At 73.3% G+C, this 20,160-nt stretch carries 18 protein-coding genes; 6 read left to right on the forward strand and 12 right to left on the reverse strand.

Features of this window, described 5'->3' with window-relative positions; all coding sequences use genetic code 11:
- Positions 1 to 240 precede the first annotated feature (240 nt).
- The 3 genes from QMO56_RS21575 to QMO56_RS21585 all read left to right on the forward strand — a co-directional run bounded on the left by QMO56_RS21575 (position 241) and on the right by QMO56_RS21585 (position 1,993).
- Positions 241 to 759 (forward strand): ferritin-like domain-containing protein, encoded by a 519-nt coding sequence (locus QMO56_RS21575; RefSeq protein WP_283529260.1) that lies wholly within the window; start codon positions 241 to 243, stop codon positions 757 to 759.
- A gap of 16 nt (positions 760 to 775) precedes the next feature.
- Complete coding sequence (locus QMO56_RS21580) at positions 776 to 922, forward strand: hypothetical protein (RefSeq protein WP_283529262.1); 147 nt, start codon at positions 776 to 778, stop codon at positions 920 to 922.
- 213 nt (positions 923 to 1,135) lie between these two features.
- A complete protein-coding gene (locus QMO56_RS21585; protein WP_283529264.1) occupies positions 1,136 to 1,993 on the forward strand; it encodes an oxaloacetate decarboxylase in 858 nt (285 codons plus the stop codon).
- Positions 1,994 to 2,041: 48 nt separating this feature from the next.
- On the opposite strand, the gene QMO56_RS21590 is transcribed toward QMO56_RS21585, so the two are convergent.
- From QMO56_RS21590 to QMO56_RS21635, 10 genes are all read right to left on the reverse strand, one after another.
- Positions 2,042 to 3,589: an ABC transporter substrate-binding protein gene (locus QMO56_RS21590; protein WP_283529265.1), complete on the reverse strand. Its 1,548-nt coding sequence runs from the start codon at positions 3,587 to 3,589 to the stop codon at positions 2,042 to 2,044.
- Positions 3,590 to 3,628: 39 nt separating this feature from the next.
- Complete coding sequence (locus QMO56_RS21595) at positions 3,629 to 4,471, reverse strand: ABC transporter permease (protein ID WP_283529267.1); 843 nt, start codon at positions 4,469 to 4,471, stop codon at positions 3,629 to 3,631.
- Positions 4,468 to 5,412 (reverse strand): ABC transporter permease, encoded by a 945-nt coding sequence (locus QMO56_RS21600; protein ID WP_283529269.1) that lies wholly within the window; start codon positions 5,410 to 5,412, stop codon positions 4,468 to 4,470. The genes QMO56_RS21595 and QMO56_RS21600 overlap by 4 nt, the downstream gene beginning before the upstream one ends.
- Positions 5,403 to 6,488, reverse strand: a complete 1,086-nt coding sequence (locus QMO56_RS21605) for an ABC transporter ATP-binding protein (RefSeq protein WP_283529271.1) — start codon at positions 6,486 to 6,488, stop codon at positions 5,403 to 5,405. Before QMO56_RS21605 ends, QMO56_RS21600 begins: the two co-directional genes overlap by 10 nt.
- The gene (locus QMO56_RS21610) at positions 6,485 to 7,477 is read right to left on the reverse strand and encodes an ABC transporter ATP-binding protein (protein ID WP_283529273.1); all 993 of its coding nucleotides are present in this window, start codon (positions 7,475 to 7,477) and stop codon (positions 6,485 to 6,487) included. Before QMO56_RS21610 ends, QMO56_RS21605 begins: the two co-directional genes overlap by 4 nt.
- Positions 7,474 to 8,376 (reverse strand): PfkB family carbohydrate kinase, encoded by a 903-nt coding sequence (locus tag QMO56_RS21615; RefSeq protein WP_283529275.1) that lies wholly within the window; start codon positions 8,374 to 8,376, stop codon positions 7,474 to 7,476. The genes QMO56_RS21610 and QMO56_RS21615 overlap by 4 nt, the downstream gene beginning before the upstream one ends.
- Positions 8,373 to 9,218: a BtpA/SgcQ family protein gene (locus QMO56_RS21620; protein ID WP_283529277.1), complete on the reverse strand. Its 846-nt coding sequence runs from the start codon at positions 9,216 to 9,218 to the stop codon at positions 8,373 to 8,375. The genes QMO56_RS21615 and QMO56_RS21620 overlap by 4 nt, the downstream gene beginning before the upstream one ends.
- Positions 9,218 to 9,994 (reverse strand): glutamine amidotransferase, encoded by a 777-nt coding sequence (locus QMO56_RS21625; protein WP_283529278.1) that lies wholly within the window; start codon positions 9,992 to 9,994, stop codon positions 9,218 to 9,220. The genes QMO56_RS21620 and QMO56_RS21625 overlap by 1 nt, the downstream gene beginning before the upstream one ends.
- On the reverse strand, positions 9,991 to 11,043 hold the full coding sequence (locus QMO56_RS21630) for a LacI family DNA-binding transcriptional regulator (RefSeq protein WP_283529280.1): 1,053 nt from the start codon (positions 11,041 to 11,043) through the stop codon (positions 9,991 to 9,993). The genes QMO56_RS21625 and QMO56_RS21630 overlap by 4 nt, the downstream gene beginning before the upstream one ends.
- 79 nt (positions 11,044 to 11,122) lie before the next feature.
- On the reverse strand, positions 11,123 to 12,865 hold the full coding sequence (locus QMO56_RS21635; protein WP_283529282.1) for a GMC family oxidoreductase: 1,743 nt from the start codon (positions 12,863 to 12,865) through the stop codon (positions 11,123 to 11,125).
- A gap of 268 nt (positions 12,866 to 13,133) precedes the next feature.
- Here QMO56_RS21635 and QMO56_RS21640 point away from each other — a divergent pair, with 268 nt between their 5' ends.
- From QMO56_RS21640 to QMO56_RS21650, 3 genes are read left to right on the forward strand one after another with little or no spacing between them, the layout of a single operon-like run.
- Positions 13,134 to 15,164, forward strand: a complete 2,031-nt coding sequence (locus QMO56_RS21640; protein WP_283529284.1) for a hydantoinase/oxoprolinase family protein — start codon at positions 13,134 to 13,136, stop codon at positions 15,162 to 15,164.
- Positions 15,164 to 17,149 (forward strand): hydantoinase B/oxoprolinase family protein, encoded by a 1,986-nt coding sequence (locus QMO56_RS21645; RefSeq protein ID WP_283529286.1) that lies wholly within the window; start codon positions 15,164 to 15,166, stop codon positions 17,147 to 17,149. The genes QMO56_RS21640 and QMO56_RS21645 overlap by 1 nt, the downstream gene beginning before the upstream one ends.
- A gap of 58 nt (positions 17,150 to 17,207) precedes the next feature.
- Entirely contained in the window at positions 17,208 to 18,113 is a 906-nt protein-coding gene (locus QMO56_RS21650; RefSeq protein WP_283529288.1) for a LysR substrate-binding domain-containing protein, read from the forward strand.
- A 73-nt stretch (positions 18,114 to 18,186) separates the two neighbouring features.
- Here QMO56_RS21650 and QMO56_RS21655 read toward each other — a convergent pair whose 3' ends face one another.
- Positions 18,187 to 19,200: a tripartite tricarboxylate transporter substrate binding protein gene (locus tag QMO56_RS21655; RefSeq protein WP_283529290.1), complete on the reverse strand. Its 1,014-nt coding sequence runs from the start codon at positions 19,198 to 19,200 to the stop codon at positions 18,187 to 18,189.
- The gene (locus QMO56_RS21660; protein ID WP_283529291.1) at positions 19,201 to 20,034 is read right to left on the reverse strand and encodes an IclR family transcriptional regulator; all 834 of its coding nucleotides are present in this window, start codon (positions 20,032 to 20,034) and stop codon (positions 19,201 to 19,203) included.
- Positions 20,035 to 20,160: the final 126 nt, after the last annotated feature.

Consider the following 20,160-nt stretch of genomic DNA (forward strand, 5'->3'; position numbering starts at 1 on the left):
TCACCACCGCCTAGAGCATTTTCCGTGCGCCCTGGCTCACGGAAAATGCTCCAGCCGTTTGTTTTGACGAGCATCTTCACCCGTTCCGATGATGCCATCGGAACGGGATCTGCTCTAGCTGCCTTGTGGCTGCCGGTAACTTCGCCCTCGCGTCACAGCACGGGCGGAACCCACGGGCAGGGGGGCGGTTTGGTTTCTGTCCCCGCGGGCTGCCACCCGCCACCAGCCAGGGAGCCGGAAATGAGCGAGACGACACGACAGGCGCAGGAAGTCTATGTCAGCGGCCTGCGCAACCAGCACGCCGTCGAGAAACAGGCCATCCAGCTGCTGGAGCGGCAGGTCGGCCGGCTGGAGAACTACCCCGAGATGGAAGCGCGGATGCGCGAGCACATCGCGGAATCCGAGCAGCAGGCGAAGCGCATCGAGACATTGCTTGAGGCCTTCGGCTCCAGCCACTCCACCCTGAAGGACATGGGGCTGGAGTTCATGGGCAACATGGCCGCGCTGGCCCATGCGCCGGCGCCGGACGAGGTGGTGAAGAACACCTTCGCCAACTTCGCCTTCGAGCACTACGAGATCGCCTCCTACAAGAGCCTGCTGGTGCTCGCCGAAACGGTGAACCACCAGGACGGGCTCGGCCTGCTCAAGCAGTCGTTGCAGGAGGAGGAGGCGATGGCGCGCTGGATCGACGAGCATATCCGCCCGACCACGCTGACCTATCTGGAGCGTTCCGTCAGCGGCCAGACGGCCGGGCGCTGAGAAGCGGCCCCCGGACATGAAGAAGGCCCCGGGGTTTCCCCTGGGGCCTTCGGCATTGTCTGCGGGCGTTGCCGCCGCCAGACTCGGTCTGTGTCAGGCCTCGGTGACCGTGCTCACCGTGGAGATCCAGGCCGTGGCGACGGGCGCCTTCGCGAAACAATGAGACACTGGATCACCTCCTTTCAGTTGTTGCGGACTGAGATGCCAGATGGCGTCCGGCCCGGGCGATTGCAAGACCGGTGACGCATGGCTGCGTTGCGGCCCGTCTCAGGCCGGAATTGAGCCGCCGAGCTCCAGCCGGCGGCATGGCGGCCTGCCTGCCGGGATGGCAGTCTCCCCCTGCGGCGAAAGGCAGGGGGCAGGAGACGCCATGCGCATGGGAGCGAAGCTGAGGAACCTTCTGGAGGGCGGGGAGATCGTCGTGGTGCCGGGCGCGCCCGACGCGCTGACGGCGCGGATGGTGGAGCGGGCGGGCTTCCCCGCCGTCTACATGACCGGCTTCGGCGCCACCGCCAGCCGGCTCGGGATGCCCGATATCGGGCTCCTCTCGCAGACCGAGATGACCGAGCATGCCCGCAACATGACGCGCGCCGTCGCAATCCCGGTGATCGCCGATGCCGATACCGGCTATGGCGGCCCCTCGAACATTCAGCGCACCGTGCGCGAATACGTCCAGGCCGGGGTGGCGGCGATCCATCTGGAAGACCAGGTGGCGCCGAAGCGCTGCGGCCAGCTTGCCGGTATCCGGCTGATGGGCGCCGAGGAGAGCATATTGCGGCTGCGCTGCGCCCTGGCGGCGCGCGGGGAGGACGACCTGCTCGTCATCGGCCGCACCGACGCCTTGCCGGCGGCCGGCATCGAGGAGGCGGTGCGCCGCGCCCGGCTTTACCGGGAGGCCGGGGTGGACCTGGTCTTCGTGGACGGCATCAAGGCCGTTGCCGAGGTCAAGGCGGTGGCGCGGGCGGTGCCCGGCCCCAAGGTGGTCTCGATCGTCGATGGCACCGAGGCGGCCGCGCTGAGGGTAGCTGACCTGCAAGAGCTTGGCTTCAGCGTGGTGCTCTACGCGGTGAGCACCTTGTTCTCCGCCGTGCAGGCGATCGCCGGCACGCTGGAGGCGCTGCGGCGGGACGGCACCACGCAGGGCCGCCAGGGTGCGATGGCCAGCTACGCGGAGTTCTCCGAGATCGTCGGCCTGCCGGTGCACAAGGCCTGGGCCGACCGCTTCGAGGCGTGAACGGCGCCCGGCCCGGGGAAGCGGCCCCGGGCCGGGCGCCGCGCTGCCTCAGCCCATCTTCGCGCCGTAGAGCCGGAACACCGCGTCCGGGTACTGCGTCCAGGCCAGCTTCGCGGAGGAGGCCTGGATGATGGCGTCGAAGTGCAGGAACAGCATCGGCGCGTCCTCCGCCAACTGGCGCTGCGCCTGCCGGTAGAGCTTCGCCCGCTCTCCCTGGTCGGCGATCGTGCGCGCCTGCTGCAGCAGGCCCGTCACCGCCTCGCTGTCATAGCCGGCGAAGTTGTTCGGGCCGCCCTTGGTGAAGTAGTTGAACATGTTGCCGTCCGGGTCGTAGCGGCCGGACCAGGGCGCCATGCAGAGGTCGAAGTCGCGCTGGCGCAGCACGGTGATCAGGCTGGTCGCGTCGATCTGCCGCACCTCGACCTTGAAGCCGGCGGCCCCGGCCTGCGCCTGCAGGATCTGCGCGATGCGCACCATGGCCGGGGAGTTGGTGACGGTGATGGCCACCGGCACCGGCTCGCCGGCGCCCGCCTGCTTCAGCAGTGCGCGGGCCTCCTCCGGCTTGCCGCCGCGCAGCGGCAGGTCGGCGTCGAAGGCCCAGGGCACCGCCGGGGAGAGCGGGCCGGCGGCCGGGCGGCCGGTGCCGAAATAGACCACGCGCTGGATCACCGCCGGGTCCACCGCCGCCGTGAAGGCCTGCCGGACGCGCGCGTCGCTGAAAGGAGCGCGGGTGCAATTGAAGGCGAAGGCGTTGAAGCCGAGGCTCGGCGTCTGCGCGACGCGCAGCGCCGCCTCGCGCCCCAGGGCGGAGACCGCCTGCGGCGGCACGCTGTCGATCAGCTGTAGCGTGTTGCTGCGCAGGTTGGCGAGCCGCACCGTCTCGTCCGGCAGCGGGCGGTAGAGCAGGCGGTCGAAGCCATGCTCCTGACCGCGCCAGTAGCCGTCGAACTTCTCCAGCACCAGCTCCGCGTTCTTCGTCCAGCTCGCCAGCTTCCAGGGCCCGCAGCCCACCGCCCTGGCGGCAAAGTCGGCGCCCAGCGCCTTCACCGCACTGGGCGAGACCATCATGCCGGCGCGGTTGGTCAGCACCAGCGGCAGCGGCGCATAGGGCGCCGAGAGGCGAATCTCGAAGGTCAGCGGGCCGGTGACGGCGACCTCGCGCACCGGGCCGAAATCGGCACGCCGGATCGAGCCCACGGCAGGGTCGAGGTAGCGGTCGATATTGGCCTTGGCGGCGGCGGCGTCGAGCCTGGTGCCGTCATGGAAGGTCAGGCCCTCGCGCAGGGTGAAGGCGTAGGTCTGCGGGTCCGGCTGGGTGAAGCTGGCGAGGCCGGGCGAGACGCTGCCATCCGGCGCCGCCACCAGCAGCGTCTCGTGCAGGTTGTAGAGCACCTGGTTCTCGAAGAAGGAGCCGGAGAAGGCCGGGTCCAGCGTCACCGGGTCGGAGACGACGCCGATGGCGAGGGTGCGCGGCCCCTCCTGGGCGCGCGCGGCGGGCAGCACCAGCGCGGCGGGCAGGGCGGCGGCGCCGGCCAGCAGGGCGCGGCGGCCGAGGCCAGGGTGGCCGAAAGCAGGACGATCAGTCAGGACGTTCATGCGGAGCCTCCGTCGGGTTCTTGGATGGCGGGCAGTCGGTCAGTCACGCGGGTCCAGCCGGTCGCGCACCCCGTCGCCGAGCAGGTTGAAGCCCAGCACGGTGAGGAAGATGGCGAGGCCGGGAAACCAGGCGAGCCAGGGCGCCTGGTCGAGGAAGCCGATGGCGTCGCGCAGCATGTTGCCCCAGCTCGGGGTGGGCGGCTGCACGCCGAGGCCAAGGAAGGAGAGGTAGGATTCCGTGATGATCGAGGAGGCCAGCAGCACCGAGGCCTGCACCAGGATCGGCGAGAGCGCGTTGGGCAGCACGGCGCGCCAGAGGATGGTCAGCGGCCCGAAGCCCAGCGCCTGCTGCGCCCGCACGTAGTCCAGCCCGCGCAGGGCGAGCGCCTGCCCGCGCGCGACGCGCGCCAGCACCGGCAGGTTGACCACCGCGATGGCGATGACGGTGTTGGTCAGCGAGGCGCCGAGCGCGGCGGTGATGCCGAGCGCCAGCAGAATGCCGGGGAAGGCCAGCAGCACGTCCATCAGGCGCATCAGCACCACGTCCACCCAGCCGCCGAGGAAGCCGGCGAGCAGCCCGATGGCGCCCCCCAGCAGCAGCGCCGCGCCGACGCTGGCCACCCCCACCAGCAGCGAGACGCGGGCGCCGGCCAGGATGCGGGAGAGCGTATCCCGCCCCAGGTCGTCGGTACCGAGCGGGTAGGCGCCGCCGGGCGGGGCGAGGGTGGCGAGGAAGTCCGGCGTCTCCGGCCCCGGCAGCGGCAGCAGCGGCGCCAGCACCGCGCCCAGCACCGCGAGGCCGACCAGCAGCAGGCCGAGCGCCGCGCGCGGGTCGCGCAGCAGGCGGCGCCAGAGCGGCGCGCGGGTCATCACGGCGCTCATGCGCGTTTCCTCAGCCGGGGGTCGAGCACGGCGTAGAGCAGGTCGGTGACGAGGTTGATCAGCACGAACAGCGTCGCCGTCACCAGGATGGCGCCCTGCACCACCGGGAAGTCGCGCGCGAAGATGGCGTCCACCGTCAGCTTGCCGATGCCGGGCCAGGAGAAGACGCTCTCCGTCACCACCACGCCGCCCATGAGCTGGCCGAGCTGCAGGCCGACCAGCGTCACGACGGGCATCAGCGCGTTGCGCAGCGCGTGGCGCCAGACCACGCCGCGCGCCGGCACGCCCTTGGCGCGGGCGGTGCGGATGAAGTCGGCGGAGAGAATCTCGATCATCGCCGCGCGCGTCATGCGCATGGTGGCGGCGGCCATGGCGGCGCCCAGCGTCAGCGCCGGCAAAGCGAGGTGGCGCAGCGCCTCCCAGGGATCGGCCAGGAAGGCCACATGGCCGGAGGAGGGCAGCACCGGCAGGGCGATGGAGAAGCCCATGATCAGCAGGATGCCCAGCCAGAAGCTCGGCAGCGAGAGGCCGCAGAGCGCCACCAGCGTGGCGGCGAAGTCGGCCGGGCCGTTGCGCCGCGTCGCCGCCACCACGCCCGCCGGGATGGCGATGACCAGCGAGACCAGCAGCGCCGCCAGGGCGAGCTGCAGGGTCGGCACCAGCGCCGCGCCGATCATCTCCAGCACCGGCCGCCCGGTCTGGATGGAGCGGCCGAGGTCGCCGTGCAGCACCTGCCAGAACCAGGCAAGAAAGCGCAGCGGCAGCGGCTCGTCCAGCGCGTACTTCGCGCGCAGCGTGGCGATGGCGGCGGGGTCGGCCTCCAGGCCCAGCATGGCCGTCACCGGGTCGCCCGGCACGCTGGCGAGCAGCGCGAAGGAGAGCACGCAGAGCCCGAACAGCACGGGCACGAGGGCGAGCAGCCGTCCGGCGATCATGCGCATGGGGCGGGCCTTTCGGTGGCGGCGGCGGCGCTCTCGCGGTCGCGCGCGGCGCGATAGGCGGCGATCCGCGCGGCCAGCGCCGGCGGGGCGGCCGCGCCGGCGGCGAGCGCGGTGAAGGGCGGCAGCGCCTCGGCGAAGTGGCAGGCGGCGCGGTGCCCGGGGCCGATCTCGCGCAGGGCGGGCTGCGGGTCCTGCCGGCAGAGGTCGCGCGCGGCTGGGCAGCGGGGCGCGAAGCGGCAGCCGGGCGGCGGCGCGGCGGGGTTCGGCGGCTCGCCGGCCAGCGCCGTGTGGCCGCGCGGCCCGGTGTCGGTGCGCGGCGCGGCTTCCAGCAAGGCGCGGGTATAGGGGTGGCGCGGATCGGCGAAGAGCGTCGCCGCCGGCCCGGCCTCGACCACCCGGCCGGCATACATCACCGCCACCTGGTGGGCGAGGTGCCGCACCACCGCGAGGTCGTGCGAGATGAACAGCAGCGCCACGCCGCGCTCGCGCTGCAGGTCCTGCAGCAGGTTCACCACCTGCGCCTGCACGGAGACGTCGAGCGCCGAGACCGGCTCGTCGCAGACGATCAGGTCCGGCCCGACGGCGAGCGCGCGGGCGATGGCGATACGCTGGCGCTGCCCGCCGCTGAACTGGTGCGGCAGCCGGTCGAGCTGCGCCGGCGAGAGGCCGACGCGTTCCATCAGCGCGGCGGCGCGGCGCTCCGCCTCGGCGCGGGTGCAGAGGCGGTGCAGCAGCATCGGCCGCACCAGCACGTCGCGGATGCGCTCGCGCGGATTGAGCGAGCCATAGGGGTCCTGGAACACCACCTGCACCCGCCGCCGCATGGCGCGCAGCGCGGCGCCACGCAGGCCGCGCATGTCGGTGCCGTCGAGCAGGATGCGCCCCTGCTGCGCCTCCTCCAGCCGCAGCAGCAGGCGGCCCAGCGTGCTCTTGCCGCAGCCGCTCTCGCCGACCACGGCCAGCGTCTCGCCGCGCGCCAGCGTCAGGTCGATCCCGTCCACCGCGCGCAGCATCCGGCCGCCGGGCAGCGGATAGGCGCAGTGCAGCCCTTCGGCGCGGAGCAGCGGCACGTTCATGCCAGCGCCTCCGGGATCGTTTCCACGGGGGCGCGCCAGCAGGCCACGTCATGCCCCGGCGCGAGGCTGCGCAGCGGCGGCGTCTCGGCGCATTCAGTGGCGGCGAAGGGGCAGCGCGGCGCGAAGCGGCAGCCGGGCGGCGCCTCGCCGGCCGGCGGCATGCGGCCGGGGATCGGCTCCAGCCTGTCCTGCGTGCCGGTGAGCGAGGGCATGGCCGCCAGCAGTGCCAGCGTGTAGGGGTGCTGCGCCCCGGCGAAGAGCGCGGCGGCCGGCGCGCGCTCGACGATGCGGCCGGCATACATCACCGCCACCTCGTCGGCGATTTCCGCGACCACGCCGAGATTGTGCGTGATGAACAGGATGCCGGTGCCGTGCCGCGCGCGCAGCTCGGCCAGCAGCGCCAGGATCTGCGCCTGGATGGTGACGTCGAGCGCCGTGGTCGGTTCGTCGGCGATCAGCAAAGCAGGCTCGCAGGCCAGCGCCATGGCGATCATCACACGCTGCCGCATGCCACCCGAAAGCTCGTGCGGATAGGCGTCCAGCCGCCGCTCTGGTGCCGGGATCTGCACCTGCCGCAGGGCACTGAGCGCCCGCCCGCGCGCCTCGGCGGCGGAGAGGCCGCGATGCACGCGCAGTGCCTCGCCCACCTGGTCGCCGACGGTGAAGACCGGGTTCAGGCTGGTCATCGGCTCCTGGAAGATCATCGCCATGCGGTTGCCACGCAGCCGCGCCATGCCGCGCTCGTCGAGCCCGGCGATGTCCTCGCCCTCGAAGCGCAGCCGATCGGCGCGGATGGCGTATTGCCCCTTGGCGAGAAGCCGCATCAGCGCCATGGCGGTGACGCTCTTGCCTGAGCCGCTCTCGCCGACGAGGCAGGTGATGCGGCCGCGATGCAGGGTGAGGGAGAGATCCTCCACCACCCGCACGCGCCGCCCGGCCGGGCCGAGATCGACGCTGAAGCCTTCCATCTCCAGCACGGGCGCGCTCATGCGGCGGCCTCCGCCAGCAGCGCGCGCAGCTCCTCGCAGGAGGGCAGGGCGGCGAAGGCGCCGGGGCGCGTGACGGTGAGCGCCGCCGCCCGCTGCGCCGCCGCGATGGCCGGTGCCAGGGCCTCGCCGGCCAGCAGGCGGGCGGCGAGGACGCCGCAGAAGGTGTCGCCGGCGCCGGTGGTGTCCACCGCGCGGGCCGGTGTGGCGGGATGGTGCCGGATGCCCTCCGCCCCGGCGGCGACGCAGCCTTCGGCGCCCAGCGTCACCAGGGCCAGGGCGGCACCGGCGCGGTGCAGCGCCTCGGCGGCGGCGGCGCCGGTCTGGCCGGTCAGCGCCTCGGCCTCGCCGGCATTGGCGAGGACCAGGGTGCAGAGCGGCAGCAGCGGCGCCATGTCCCAGCGCAGCGGCGCCGTGTTCAGCAGCACGCGCGCGCCGTGTCCTGCCGCCCTGCGCATGGCGGCGACGGTCGCCTCCAGCGACAGGTTGCCCTGCACCAGCAGCATGTCGTCGGGGCGGAGCGCCGCCGCCTCGGCCTCGGCTTCCTGCGGGGCAAGCGCGTCGGCGGCGGCGCCGAGGCTGAGGATGCAGTTCTCCGCATCCTCGGCCACCATCAGCAGCGAAAGGTCGGTGGGCGCGTCCTGCGGCAGCAGGGCGAGCCCATCGAGCGGCTCGGCGCCCAGGGCAGCGGCGAGCTCGGCCGCCGCGCCGTCCCGGCCGACCGGCGCCACGAAGCGCACGGCGGCGCCGGCACGGGCCGCCACCACCGCCTGGTTCAGCCCCTTGCCGCCGGGCGCGCGGGACTGCCCCGCCGCGACCAGCGTTTCCCCCGGCCGCGGCAGGTGCGGCACCGGACAGAGCAGGTCGATGCCGGCATTGCCGAGGACGAGGAGACGGCTCATGCCCGCGCGCGCTCCACCGCGGCCATGAAGGTGCGGAGCCGGTCGGGATCGACCGGGTTCCACCAGACGCCGTCCTGCTTCAGATAGCTGGCGACGATGACGGCATCGGCGACGGTGAGGATGCCGCCCACATTCTCCGGCGTCACGCCCGAGCCGACCGCGACCGGCAGCGCCGTGCCGCCCGCGATGGTGGAAAGCTCCTCCATGGTGGCGGAATCGCCGGTGCGCTGGCCGGTGGCGATGGCCACGTCGGCGTCGAAGAACTCGACGTCGCGCGCCAGTTCGGGGATCGAGCGGTCGCCGGTGATGGCATGCGCGCCGTGCTTGACGTGCACGTCGGCGAAGATCTTCACCTCGCGCGCCTGCAGCCAGGCGCGGTAGCGCGTGGCGGCGGCGGCGGGGCCTTCGACGAAGCCCTCGTTGGCTACATAGGCATTGGCCCACTGGTTGACGCGGATGAAGGCCGCGCCGGCGGCTTTCGCCACGGCCAGCGCCTGGATGGCGCCATTGGCCAGCACGTTGACGCCGACGGTGAGGCCGCTGGCGCGGCGCACCGCGTCGGTCATCACCGCCATGCCGGCGGCGGTCTCGGGGCCGAGATGCTCGGGCTTGCTGAAGGGGATGTCGCCATGGTTCTCGACGATCAGCCCGTCCACGCCGCCGGCGCGGTAGCGCCCGGCCTCGGCGACGGCGAAATCGACGATCTCCGCCATTGGCCGCCCGTCATAGCCCGGCGAGCCGGGCAGGGCGAGCGAGTGGATGACGCCGATGACGGCCTTGCGGCGGCCGAACAGCGCCTCGATGGCGTTGGGGCGCGGGCGGAAGACGGGCCTGGCGGGCATCAGGCGTCGCGCCCCGCCAGCCAGCCCAGCACGTTGCGCCACAGCGTGGCATAGCCGTCCCAGTCCACGAAGGGCTGCGGCAGCCAGTGCGGGCCGATATCGGAGGTCCAGGCCAGGGTGCGGCCCTTGCCATGCGTGCCGGTGACCAGCAGCGGGTGGCCGCCCTCGCTGGCGGGCAGGCGGGCCAGCACCTCGGCGCCCGGCTTCGCCACCACCTCGTTGGCGCCGAGCAGCATCGGCATCGGCTGCGGCAGGCCCTGGAAGATCGGGTGCGCGGCGGCCTCCGGCGCCAGCTCGGCGACGAAGCCCTCCGGCACCTCGATGCGGTCGTCATAGGGCAGGCATTCGACCGGCAGCGCCTCCTCCACCGGCGTGCGGCGCCAGCGGGCGCGGCCGTCGATGCCCTGGAAGCTGAAATAGCCGCCGATCATGGCGAGGCCGCCGCCCTGCGCCGTCCAGTCGCGGATCAGCTTCAGCCGGTTGGGCACCGGGCGGCCGTGCAGCCAGACCTCGGGCGGCAGCAGCAGCGTGTTGGCGCCGAGGTCGGAGAGCAGGATGACGTCATACTGCGCCAGGCCCTCGGCGGCGAAGGGGAAGCCCTGCGCCGCCTCGTGCGCGGGCATGTAGGTCAGCGCGAAGGGGCTGTCGCGCAGCGCGGCCACCAGCGGCTCGGCGCCCAGGTGGAAGGTGACGCTGCCGAACTGGTCGAAGCCCTTGTAGTGGGTGGCGGAGGTCGCCCAGCTTTCGCCGACGAGCAGAACCTTCGTCTTGGTCATGGGTGAGTGGCTTTCCGTGTTGGGCGGGCGGGCGGGGAGGCGACGGAGTGCCGCTCCACCAGCTCCACCGGGAGGCGAAGGGGCGGGCCCGCCGGCTCGCCGCGCAGCCGGCCGCGCAGCAGCGCGACGCCCCGCCGGCCGATCTCCGCGACCGGCTGGCGGATGGCGGTGACGGGCGGGTTGAACAGATGCAGCGGCCCGACATCGTCGAAGGCCACCAGCGAGAGGTCGTCGGGCACGGCGATCCCGGCTTCCCGCACGGCTTCCAGGAAGCCGTCCAGCAGAACGCCGCTGCCGAGCAGCAGGCCGGTCGGGCGGTCGTCGGGCAGGGCGAGCCAGGCGGCGGCGGCGGCGCGGCCCTGTTCCGGCGTGTGCGGTCCGGCGCTGGTCCAGGCGATCTCCGCTCCGGGCACGCCATGGGCGGCGGCGCGCAGCCCCTCCAGCCGCTCATCGGTGCTCATCAGCCCCGGTGGGCCGCCGACGAAGCCGAGGCGGCGGTGCCCGGCGGCCAGCAGGCGCTCGCCGGCCAGCCGGCCGCCCTGATGGTTGTCGCAGAACAGCTTCGGCACGCTGGTGCCCGCCACGTCCTCGTCGATCAGCACGAGGTTGCGCGAGGCGCTGATGCCCTGCGCCAGCCTTCCGTCGTCGTGGTGGTTGGTGAGGAAGATCAGCCCGTCCACCTGATGGCTGCGCAACCGCTCCAGATAGTCCAGCTCGCGGTCCAGCCGGTTCAGCGTGGCGCAGAGCAGCAGGCCAAGCCCCTCCGCCTCGGCGGCTTCCTCCACCGCGGCGGCGAGATGGGCGAAGAAGGGGTTGGCGATCTCGGGCACCACCAGCCCGATGGTGTCGGAGCGGCCGAGGCTGAGGCTGCGGGCAAGGCGGTTCGGCTGATAGGCGAGCTGGCGCACGGCCGCGTCGATCCGCGCCGCCGTCGCGGGCGGCAGGACCAGGCCCGCATTCAGGTAGCGCGAGACCGTGGTGACCGAGACCTCGGCCAGCGCGGCGACGTCCTTGACCCTGGCGGGGCGAGTGGCGGGCTTGCGGAGCATCGGCCTCCGATAAATCGGTTTAGTGAATCGCTTTACAAAGCTTCCTGCTCTTCGCTCCGCTGTCAACCGGCAAGATGGCTCAGGTGGCTGCGGGCGCCGTCTTCGCCATGCGCAGCCCATCCGCGACCTTCTCGGCGGTCATGATGACGGGCAGGTTCAGGTTGGCGCAGGGGATGGTCGGCATGAGGGAGGCGTCGCATACCATCAGCCCTTCGACGCCGATCACCCGTCCGCTGGGGTCGCAGACCGCGCGCGGATCGTCCTCCGCGCCGAGGCGGCAGGTGCCGCAGGGATGCCAGACGCCGCCGACATGCTCGCGCAGGTGCCGGTGCAGCGCGTCCTCGTCCCGGCAGAGCAGGTCGAGCGGCGCGACGCCGTCCTGCGCCAGGGCCAGCACGCGGTCGCGGATGGCGGCGCTGCGGTCCATCGCCGGCCCGACCAACGCGGTCAGCAGCCGGTTGCGCGTGGAGAGCTTCAGCAGCGACTTCACCCGCGCCGAATAGGTCGAGGGGAAGACCGCCTGCACCATGCCGGCGAGGGCCGGGGCCTGCAGCACCCCCGCCGCCAGGCGGAAGGCCTGCGCCAGCCGCTCCAGGTCGCGCGCGTCGGAGAGCATGCGGAAATCCACCAGCGGCGGCGTGCGCGGGTCCGGCGAGGCCAGCGTTACCTCACCGCGCGAATAGGACTTGTTGACCCAGGAGAACAGCGTGGCGATGCGGTGCCCGACGGCGTGCCAGCCGGAGCGGGTGTTGACCGCGGTGTGCATGTCGCCCGGCGGTGTGCCCTCCAGCACGGAGGACCAGCGCAGGATGGACTGGATGTGGTAGCGGTCGCCCGCCGCCAGCCGCGCATCGGCGCGGATGAAGGCGGAGACGCCGATCGAGGGATGCTCCAGCAGGTTGCGCCCCACCCCCTCGCGCGCCGCCACGACAGGAATGCCGAGCGCCGCCAGCGCACGGCCCGGCCCGATGCCGCTGCGCATCAGCAGTGCCGGCGAGTGCAGCGCCCCCGCGCTGACGATGACCCGCGGCGCGGCAACCGTGACTGCCTCCTGCTCCCGGCGCAGCGCCGCGCCGGTCACGCGCCGCCCTTCAAAGAGCAGGCGCTCGGCCTGGGTTTCCGTCCAGAGCGTCAGGTTGGGGCGGGCGCGCACGGCCTCCGTCAGATAGACGGTGGCGGTGGAGGTGCGGGTGCCCGCGCGGTCCAGGTTGACGGTGATGGGGAAGACACCGTCCTCCCAGGCGCCGTTCTGGTCCTCCCGCGAGGCGTGGCCCTGCCGGTTCAACTCCGCCTCGACCTGGCGGGCGAAGGGCGTGTGCAGGCTGCGCGGCACGCGCTGGATCGGCAGCGGCCCGTCCTTCCCGTGCAGCGCGGCCTCGGCGCCGAGATCGAGGTCGCTTTCCAGCTTGCGGAAATAGGGCAGCACATCCCGCCAGCCCCAGCCCTCGGCGCCTTCGGCCACCCATTCCGCATAGTCATGCGGCGAGCCGCGATTGGCGCCGATGCCGTTGATGGAGGAGCCGCCGCCGAGGATGCGCGCCTGCTCGTAGGGCCGCATGGTGGCGCCGCCCGTGTTGCCCGCCGCCCGGCCCATGCCGACGCTGAGCCCCGGCCAGACATTGGCCGGGTTGAAATAGGCCCGCCCGGGATAGGGCGAGGCGATGTCCTCCGGCATGGCGCCGGCGCGCAGGTCGCGGCCCGCCTCCACCAGCAGCACCCGCCGCGCGGGGTCCTCGCTGAGCCGCGCCGCCAGCACGCAGCCCGCCGAGCCGCCGCCGAGGATCACCACGTCGAAGGCCGCCACGGCGGCGGGGCCGCTCATGCGACGGCCTCCCGCTGCGGACCGCCCCGCGCCGGAAGATCTTCTGCGATGGGTCGCGTCACTGCCAGGGTCATCCGTGCCTTCCCGTGCTGTCATGGTCGCCGCCCCGCGGCCGGCGCATCGCAGCACGGTCTTCCCCGGGCGGCCACCCGCCTTCCGCCCGCCGCAGGGTATTCCCGCAGGTTATCGCCCACCGCCATGGAAGAACTCGCCCCGCCGGCCGGCCCGCGCGATGCTGCGGCGATGATCTCCACGGATGGATGCAGGCATGGCTTGGCGCATCGGCGTTGACATCGGCGGCACCTTCGCCGACCTCGTGGCCCTCGACACGGAAGCGGGCCGGATGACCACCCTCAAGGTGCTCACCACGCCACGGGAGCCGGGCCAGGACGTCGCCGCCGGGCTGCGGCGGCTGGTGGGCATGGGGCTGGTGCCGCAGGCGGTCGAGCGCTTCGTGCACGGCACCACGGTCGGCGTGAACACCATCATCCAGCGGCGCGGCGCGCGGCTGGCGCTGTTCACCACCGCCGGCTTCACCGACATGCTGGAACTGGCGCGGCTGCGCATGCCCGACCCCTACAGCCTGTTCTGCGAGCGCCCCGAGCCGCTGGTGCCGCGCGAGCGCGTCTTCCCCGTCACCGAGCGGATGGACGCCGAGGGCACCACCCTGACCCCGCCCGAGCGCGCTTCCGTGGCCGCGGCGGTGGCGGCGGCGCGCGCCGCCGGCTGCGAGGGCGTGGTGGTCTCCTTCCTGCATGCCTGGCGCAACGCCGCGCATGAGGAGGCGGTGGCGGCGATGATCGCCGAGATGGCGCCCGAGCTGTTCGTCTTCCGCGGCAGCGAGGTCTGGCCGGCGATCCGCGAATACGAGCGCACCACCACCTCGGTGCTGAACGCCTATGTCCATCCGCGCATCGACGCCTACCTGGAGCGCGTCGAGGCACAACTCGCCGCCGCCGCCATCGCCGCGCCGCTGCTGCTGACCACCTCGGCCGGCGGCACCATGACGGCGCAACGCGGGCGGCGGGACTGCGTGGGCATGCTGCTCTCCGGCACCGCCTCGGGCGTGGTGGGCGCCGGCGTCGTCGCCAAGGCGGCGGGCATCCCGGCGGTGCTGACGCTCGACATCGGCGGCACCAGCGCCGACGTGGCGCTGCTGACCGACGGCCAGCCCGCCTTCGGCAGCGGCCAGTCCATCGGCGAGTTCCCGCTGGCCATCCCGACCGTGGCGGTGATCTCCAGCGGCCAGGGCGGCGGCTCGATCGCGCGGCTGGACGCGCAGGGCGTGCTGCAGGTCGGGCCGGAAAGCGCCGGCTCCACCCCCGGCCCCGCCTGCTTCGGGCGCGGCGGCACGCAATGCACGGTGACGGATGCGGCGCTGCTCTGCGGCATCCTCGGCCAGGGCGAGCTGGGCTTCGGCGCCATCGCGCCGGACCGCAGCCGCGCCGAGGCCGCCATCGCGCCGATCGCCGAAGCCCTGGGGGTGGATGCGGCGAGCGCGGCGGAAGGCGTGCTGCGCGTGGCCATCAGCGGCATGCTGATCGAGATCGACAAGCTGCTGGCGCGCGCCGGCATGCATGCCAGCGAGCTGACGCTGATGCCCTTCGGCGGCGCGGGCCCCATGCTGGGCGCGCTGCTGGCCGAGACGGCGGGCATCCGCCGCGTGCTGGTGCCGCCGGTGCCGGGCACGCTCTGCGCGCTCGGCGCGCTGGCCGCCGACCTGCGGCGCGACACCATGCGCACCGTGCTGCAGCCGCTGGAGGCCGCAAGCTGGCCCGCCCTGCGCCAGGTCTTCGAGGAGCTGACGGCGGAGGCCAATGCCGCCCTCGCCGAGATGAGCGGCACCGGCGAGACGGAAACCTCGCTGGGCGCCGACCTGCGCTATCGCGGCCAGTCCTACGAGCTGACCGTGCCGGTGCCCGCCGCAGTGCTGGAACAGGGGGTGGAGGCGCTGCTGGCGCTGTTCCACGCCGCCCATGCCGAGAGCTTCGGCCATTCCGACCCCGCGGCGCCGGTGGAGGTGGTGAGCCTGCGCGCCGCCGCGCGCCGCCCGGCGCCGCCGCTGCCCATGCCGCGCCAGGCGGCGGTGCCGCACGAGGCCGCGCCGGAAACCCGCATCGAACTGCGCCTGGATGGCGCCTGGAAGCCTGCCGCGCTGCATCGCCGCGCCGCGCTGCGCCCGGGCGGGCGCTTCGCCGGGCCGGCCGTCGTCACCCAGGCCGACTGCACCGTGCTGGTCCCCGCCGGATGGACCGCTGTGACCGACGAACTCGGCAACCTCGTGATGGAGCACGCCTGATGCGCACCGATCCCGTCACCCTGCAGGTGCTCCGCAATCACTGCCGCGCCGCCGCCGAGAGCATGGCCACCACGCTCTACCGCACGGCGCATTCCACCTTCGTCAAGGAGACGGAGGACTTCACCATCCAGCTCCTCGACGCGCGCGGCAAGACCTGCGCCGTGCCCCTCGACCTCGGCGCCACCTGGTATCCCGGCGTGGACTACGAGGCGGCGATCGGCCTCGTGCCGGGCGGCTACGCGCCCGGCGACATCGCCATGACCAGCGACCCCTATTCCGGCTATCTCTCCACCCACTCGCCGGACACCAACATGTGGAAGCCGGTCTTCCACGAGGGCGAGATCATCGCCTTCGCCGGCGGGCACATCCACAATGTCGATGTCGGCGGCGCGGTGCCGGCGAGCCTCTCGCGCACGCTGACGGAGGTGCACCAGGAAGGGCTGCGCATCCCGCCCAGCAAGCTCTACCGCGCCGGCGTGCTGGACGAGACGCTGGTGCGCACCATGCTGGCCAATGTGCGCGTGCCCGAGCAGAACTGGGGCGACCTGAAGGCGCTGGTCGCCGCCGTGAACACCGGCGAGCGCCGCATCCTCGACCTGGTGCGCCGCTTCGGGGTGGCGACCCTGAAGGACGGCCTCGCCGACCTGCTGGACTATGGCGAGGCGCAGGCGCGCGCCGTGCTCTCCAGCCTGCCCGACGGCACCTACCACTTCGCCGACTATTGCGACGAGGACGGCGTCGGCGGTGATCCGCTGCGACTGAAGCTGGCGCTGCGCATCGCCGGTGATTCCGCCGAGCTGGACTTCACCGGTACCGATCCGCAGACCATCAGCTCGATGAACGTGCCGACCGGCGGGCATCCCCGCCATTCGCTGATCCTGGTCGGCGTCTACTACGTGCTCTCGGCGCTCAGCCCGAAGATCCTGCTGAACTTCGGCACCACACGGCCCTTCACCTGCATCCTGCCCGAGGGCAGCGTGGTGAACCCGGCGCATCCGGCGGCGGTGGGCATGCGCAGCCTGACCTGCGCGCGGCTGCGCAGCCTGGTCTTCGGCGCCTTCGCGCAGGCGGCGCCGGAGCGGCTGCCGGCCGCGCCCGCCGGCTCCTCCTCCATCATCAACCTCGCCGCCGAGCATCCGCGAACCGGCCGCCGCGTCATCGCCGCCGTCGCGCCGATCGTCGGTGGCGGCGGCGGCATGCCGCACCGCGACGGCACCGACGGCTCCGGCGCCGACGCCGCCTACCTGAAGAACAGCCCGGTGGAAATCACCGAATCCGAGGCGCCGGTGCGCATCCTGCGCTACGGGCTGATGCCGGATACCGGCGGCGCCGGCACGCATCGCGGCGGCCTCGCCACCGTGCTGGAATTCACCACCGATGCGCCGGACGCCACCGTCACCGCCCGCAACCGCGACCGCACGCATTTCCGTCCCTGGGGCACGCTGGGCGGCAGGCCCGGCGCGCCGAGCAGCTTCGCGCTGAACCCGGGCACCGAGCGCGCGCAGGACCTGCGCAACACCGACCTGCTGCACCTCTCGCCCGGCGACGTGGTGCGGATCGTCTCGCCCGGCGGCGGTGGCCGCGGCGACCCGGCCGCGCGCAGCCCGGAGGCCGTGCTGCGCGACGTGCAGGCCGGCCGGCTGAGCGTGGCGGCGGCGGAGCGCGACTATGCCGTGGTCATCCGCGAGGGCGCGGTGGATGCCGAGGCGACGGCGGCACTGCGCGCCCGCGCCGCGCCGCGCCAGGGCTTCGACGGCGGCCCCGAGCGCGCCGCGCACGAGGCGCGCTGGGACACGGACGCCTATGCCGCGCTGATCGAGGCGCTGGCCCGCGTGCCGGCGAGCTGGCGCGGCCGGCTGAAGCGGCGGCTCTTTGCCGCGGTGCGCGCCGCGCCGGAGCAGGCGCCGCGCGACGCCATCGCCGCCGTGCTGCGGGAGGACCGCGCCTTCGCCCGCGCCCTGGCCGAGGGCGCCGGGCGCGGCTGACGGAGACCGGGGCGCGCCGGCAGCATCGCGCCCCGGCCCTTGGGCGGCGGGCAGGGGCGTGGCTATCCTGCGCGCCGTGATGAACGCCCGCGACATCGAGATCTTCCGCGCCGTGATGCAGTACCGCACGCTGAGCGCGGCGGCGGAGGTGCTGCATGTCTCGCAGCCCGCCCTTTCCAAGGCGGTGCGGCACTGCGAGGACCGGCTGGGCTTCCGGCTCTTCCAGCGCCGGGCCGGTCGCCTCGTGCCGACCGCCGAGGCGCAGACCCTGCTGCCCGAGGCGGAGCGGCTCTACCAGGAGCTCCAGGGCTTCAAGGGCTTCGCGCGGGATCTCGGCAGCCATCGCGGCGGGCTGCTGCGGCTGGGCACCAGCTCATCCCTGGCGGTCTCGCTGGTGCCGCCGGCCATCGCCGCCCTGCGGCGGGAGCGTGCCGCCGCGCGCCTGACCGTGCACCTGCTGCCGGTGCGGGAACTGGGCGAGGCGCTGCTGGCGCGGCGGCTGGATGTCGCGCTCTCCCTGACGCCGCTGCCCTTGCCCGGGCTGGAGAGCACGGTGCTGGGCAGCATTCCCTGCGTGGTGCTGCTGCCGGAGGGGCATCGGCTGGCGTCCGAGCCGGTGCTGCGGCCCGCGCTGCTGGCCGGCGAGCCGGAGGTGGGCTTCGCCGGCTGGCAGGATTTCGGCCACAGCCTCGACCTCGCCTTCCGGCAGGAGGGTGTGGAGCGCGCGCTGGCGGTGGAGGTCGGCACCACGGTGAGCGCGGTGGCGATGGTGCGGGAGGGGATCGGCTACGCAATCGTGGACGGGCTGGCGCAGCGGCGCCTGCCGCCCGGCGTGGTGGCGCGCCCCTTCCTGCCCGAGGTGCGGCGGGACGTGGCGATGGCGCGCAGCCTGGCGCTCGGCGCCTCCGCCCTGCTGGACCGTCTGGGTGAGATCCTGACCGCCCTCTGTCGCTCGCCTGACTGATGTGGGGGGCCGGGGGCATTCAATGCCCCCGGCCGGGAGGGTCCGGGAGGGGCGGCGCCCCTCCTGGCCGTTCTCAGTCCAGGCTGGCGCCGCTCGCCTTCACGATCGGCACCCAGTAATTGATCTCCTCCTGGAGGAAGCCGGCGAACTTGGCCGGGGTGTATCCGGTCATCGGCGGCAGGCCCATTTCGTCGTTCAGCTTCTTCGCCACGGCGGGATCGGTCAGCGCCTTCTCCGTCGCCTGGGCCAGCCTGTCGATGATGGCCTGCGGCGTGCCGGCCGGCGCGAAGAGGCCGAACCAGGAATAGGCCTTGTAGCCGGGCAGGCCGGCCTCGGCGCTGGTCGGCACCTCCGGCAGCACGGAGGAGCGCTTGTCGGTGGCCATCACCAGCGGCACCAGGGCGCCACTCTCGGCATGCGGCTTGATCAGGCCCGGCGCATCGGCGGTGAAGTCGATCACCCCGGCCAGCAGGTCGTTGAACACCGGCCCGCTGCCGCGATAGGGCACGTGCACCGCCTGGGTTCCGGTCTGCTGCAGCAGCGCGACGCAGGAGATATGACCGGAGGAGCCGTTGCCGGCGCTGCCGTAGGAGAGCTTGCCGGGCTTGGCCTTCAGCAGCGCGATGAACTCCTGCAGCGTGGAAACGCCGAGGCCCTTGCGCACGGCGATGCCGATCGGCACCAGCACGGTGGGCGCGACGGGCACGATGTCCTTCACCGGGTCATAGGGCATGTGCTTGTACAGCCCCATGGCGAGCGCGGTGGTGGAGAGGCCGCTCATGGCGAAGCTGTAGCCGTCGGGCGCCGCCTTCGCGACGGCATCGACGCCGAGCGTGCCGCCGGCGCCGGGCCGGTTCTCGATGACGATGGGCTGCCCCAGCAGCTCCGAGAGCTTCTGCGCGACGATGCGGCTGCTGAGGTCGGTGGCGCCGCCGGCGGCGAAGGGCACCACCACCCGCACCGGGCGGTCCGGCCAGGCGGCCCCCTGCGCCGCGGCCGGCCGGATCAGCGCCGGGGCCGCCAGCAGGGCCGGCGCGGCGGCCAGCAGGCGGCGGCGCGGGAAGGCGGACTTGCGATCTTGCGTCATTCAGGACTCTCCGCTGCGGGTTGGTCGTTGCGTGGCGCCTGGCACGGCCATGGTCGCTTCGATCGCGGCGACTTCCTGGCGGATCCGGCGCAGGAAGGCGAGGCGGGCGGCGGTGTCGAGCCGGCTGGCGATGAAGTTGGTGGCGATGGCGGCGGTGACGGCGTGGCCCGGCGGGCGGATCGCCACGCTGAGCACGGCAAGCCCGGCGATGAGGGATTCGTCGCTCATCAGGTAGCCCTGCGCCTGCACCTGCCGGAGCCGCTGCCGCACCCGCTCGGCGGAACTGCCGAACTGCGGGTAGCGCGCGGCATTGGCGGCCAGCACGGCCTCGATCTCCGCCTCCGGCTGGCTGGCCAGGATGGCGGCGCTGCCGGCGCCGATGCCGAGCGGCATCAGCCCGCCCACGCCCTGGGTCAGGCTCTCGATGACATAGGCGCCCTCCTGCCGGTCCACCACCACGGCATTCAGCCCGCTGCGGACGATCAGGAAGGTGGTCTCGCCGCTCTCGCCGGAGAGCCGCGCCAGAGCGGGGCGGCAGAGGCGGCGCAGGCCGGTGCCGTCCGCCGCCTGGCCGGCCAGCGCCACCAGCGCGGCGCCCAGCCGGTGCAGCTTGCCGCCGTCCACGCGTTCCACCCAGCCATGGTGCTCCAGCGCTGCCAGCAGCCGATGGGTGGTGGAGGCGCTGAGCCCGAGGCCCGCGGCGAGGCGCGAGAGCTGCATGCCGCCATGGCCGGCCTCGCCCAGCAGGTTCAGCAGCCGCACGGAGCGGTCGAGCACCTGGATGCCCGATTCAGTGGACGCCTGCGGCTCGTCGGGGGAGCGGAAATTGGCCATCGCTCAGAGGATTGGCATGTCCCTCTCCGTGCTGCAATTCCGTAATGTGGAAAGAAGTTATAAAAAATTCTATCTGTTGGAAAATCGCGGCCGGCCGCTATGGTGCCGCCCGGCGTCCCGCAGGGA

It is taken from the genome of Roseomonas sp. E05, assembly GCF_030063475.1.
Classification (GTDB): Bacteria; Pseudomonadota; Alphaproteobacteria; order Acetobacterales; family Acetobacteraceae; genus Pseudoroseomonas.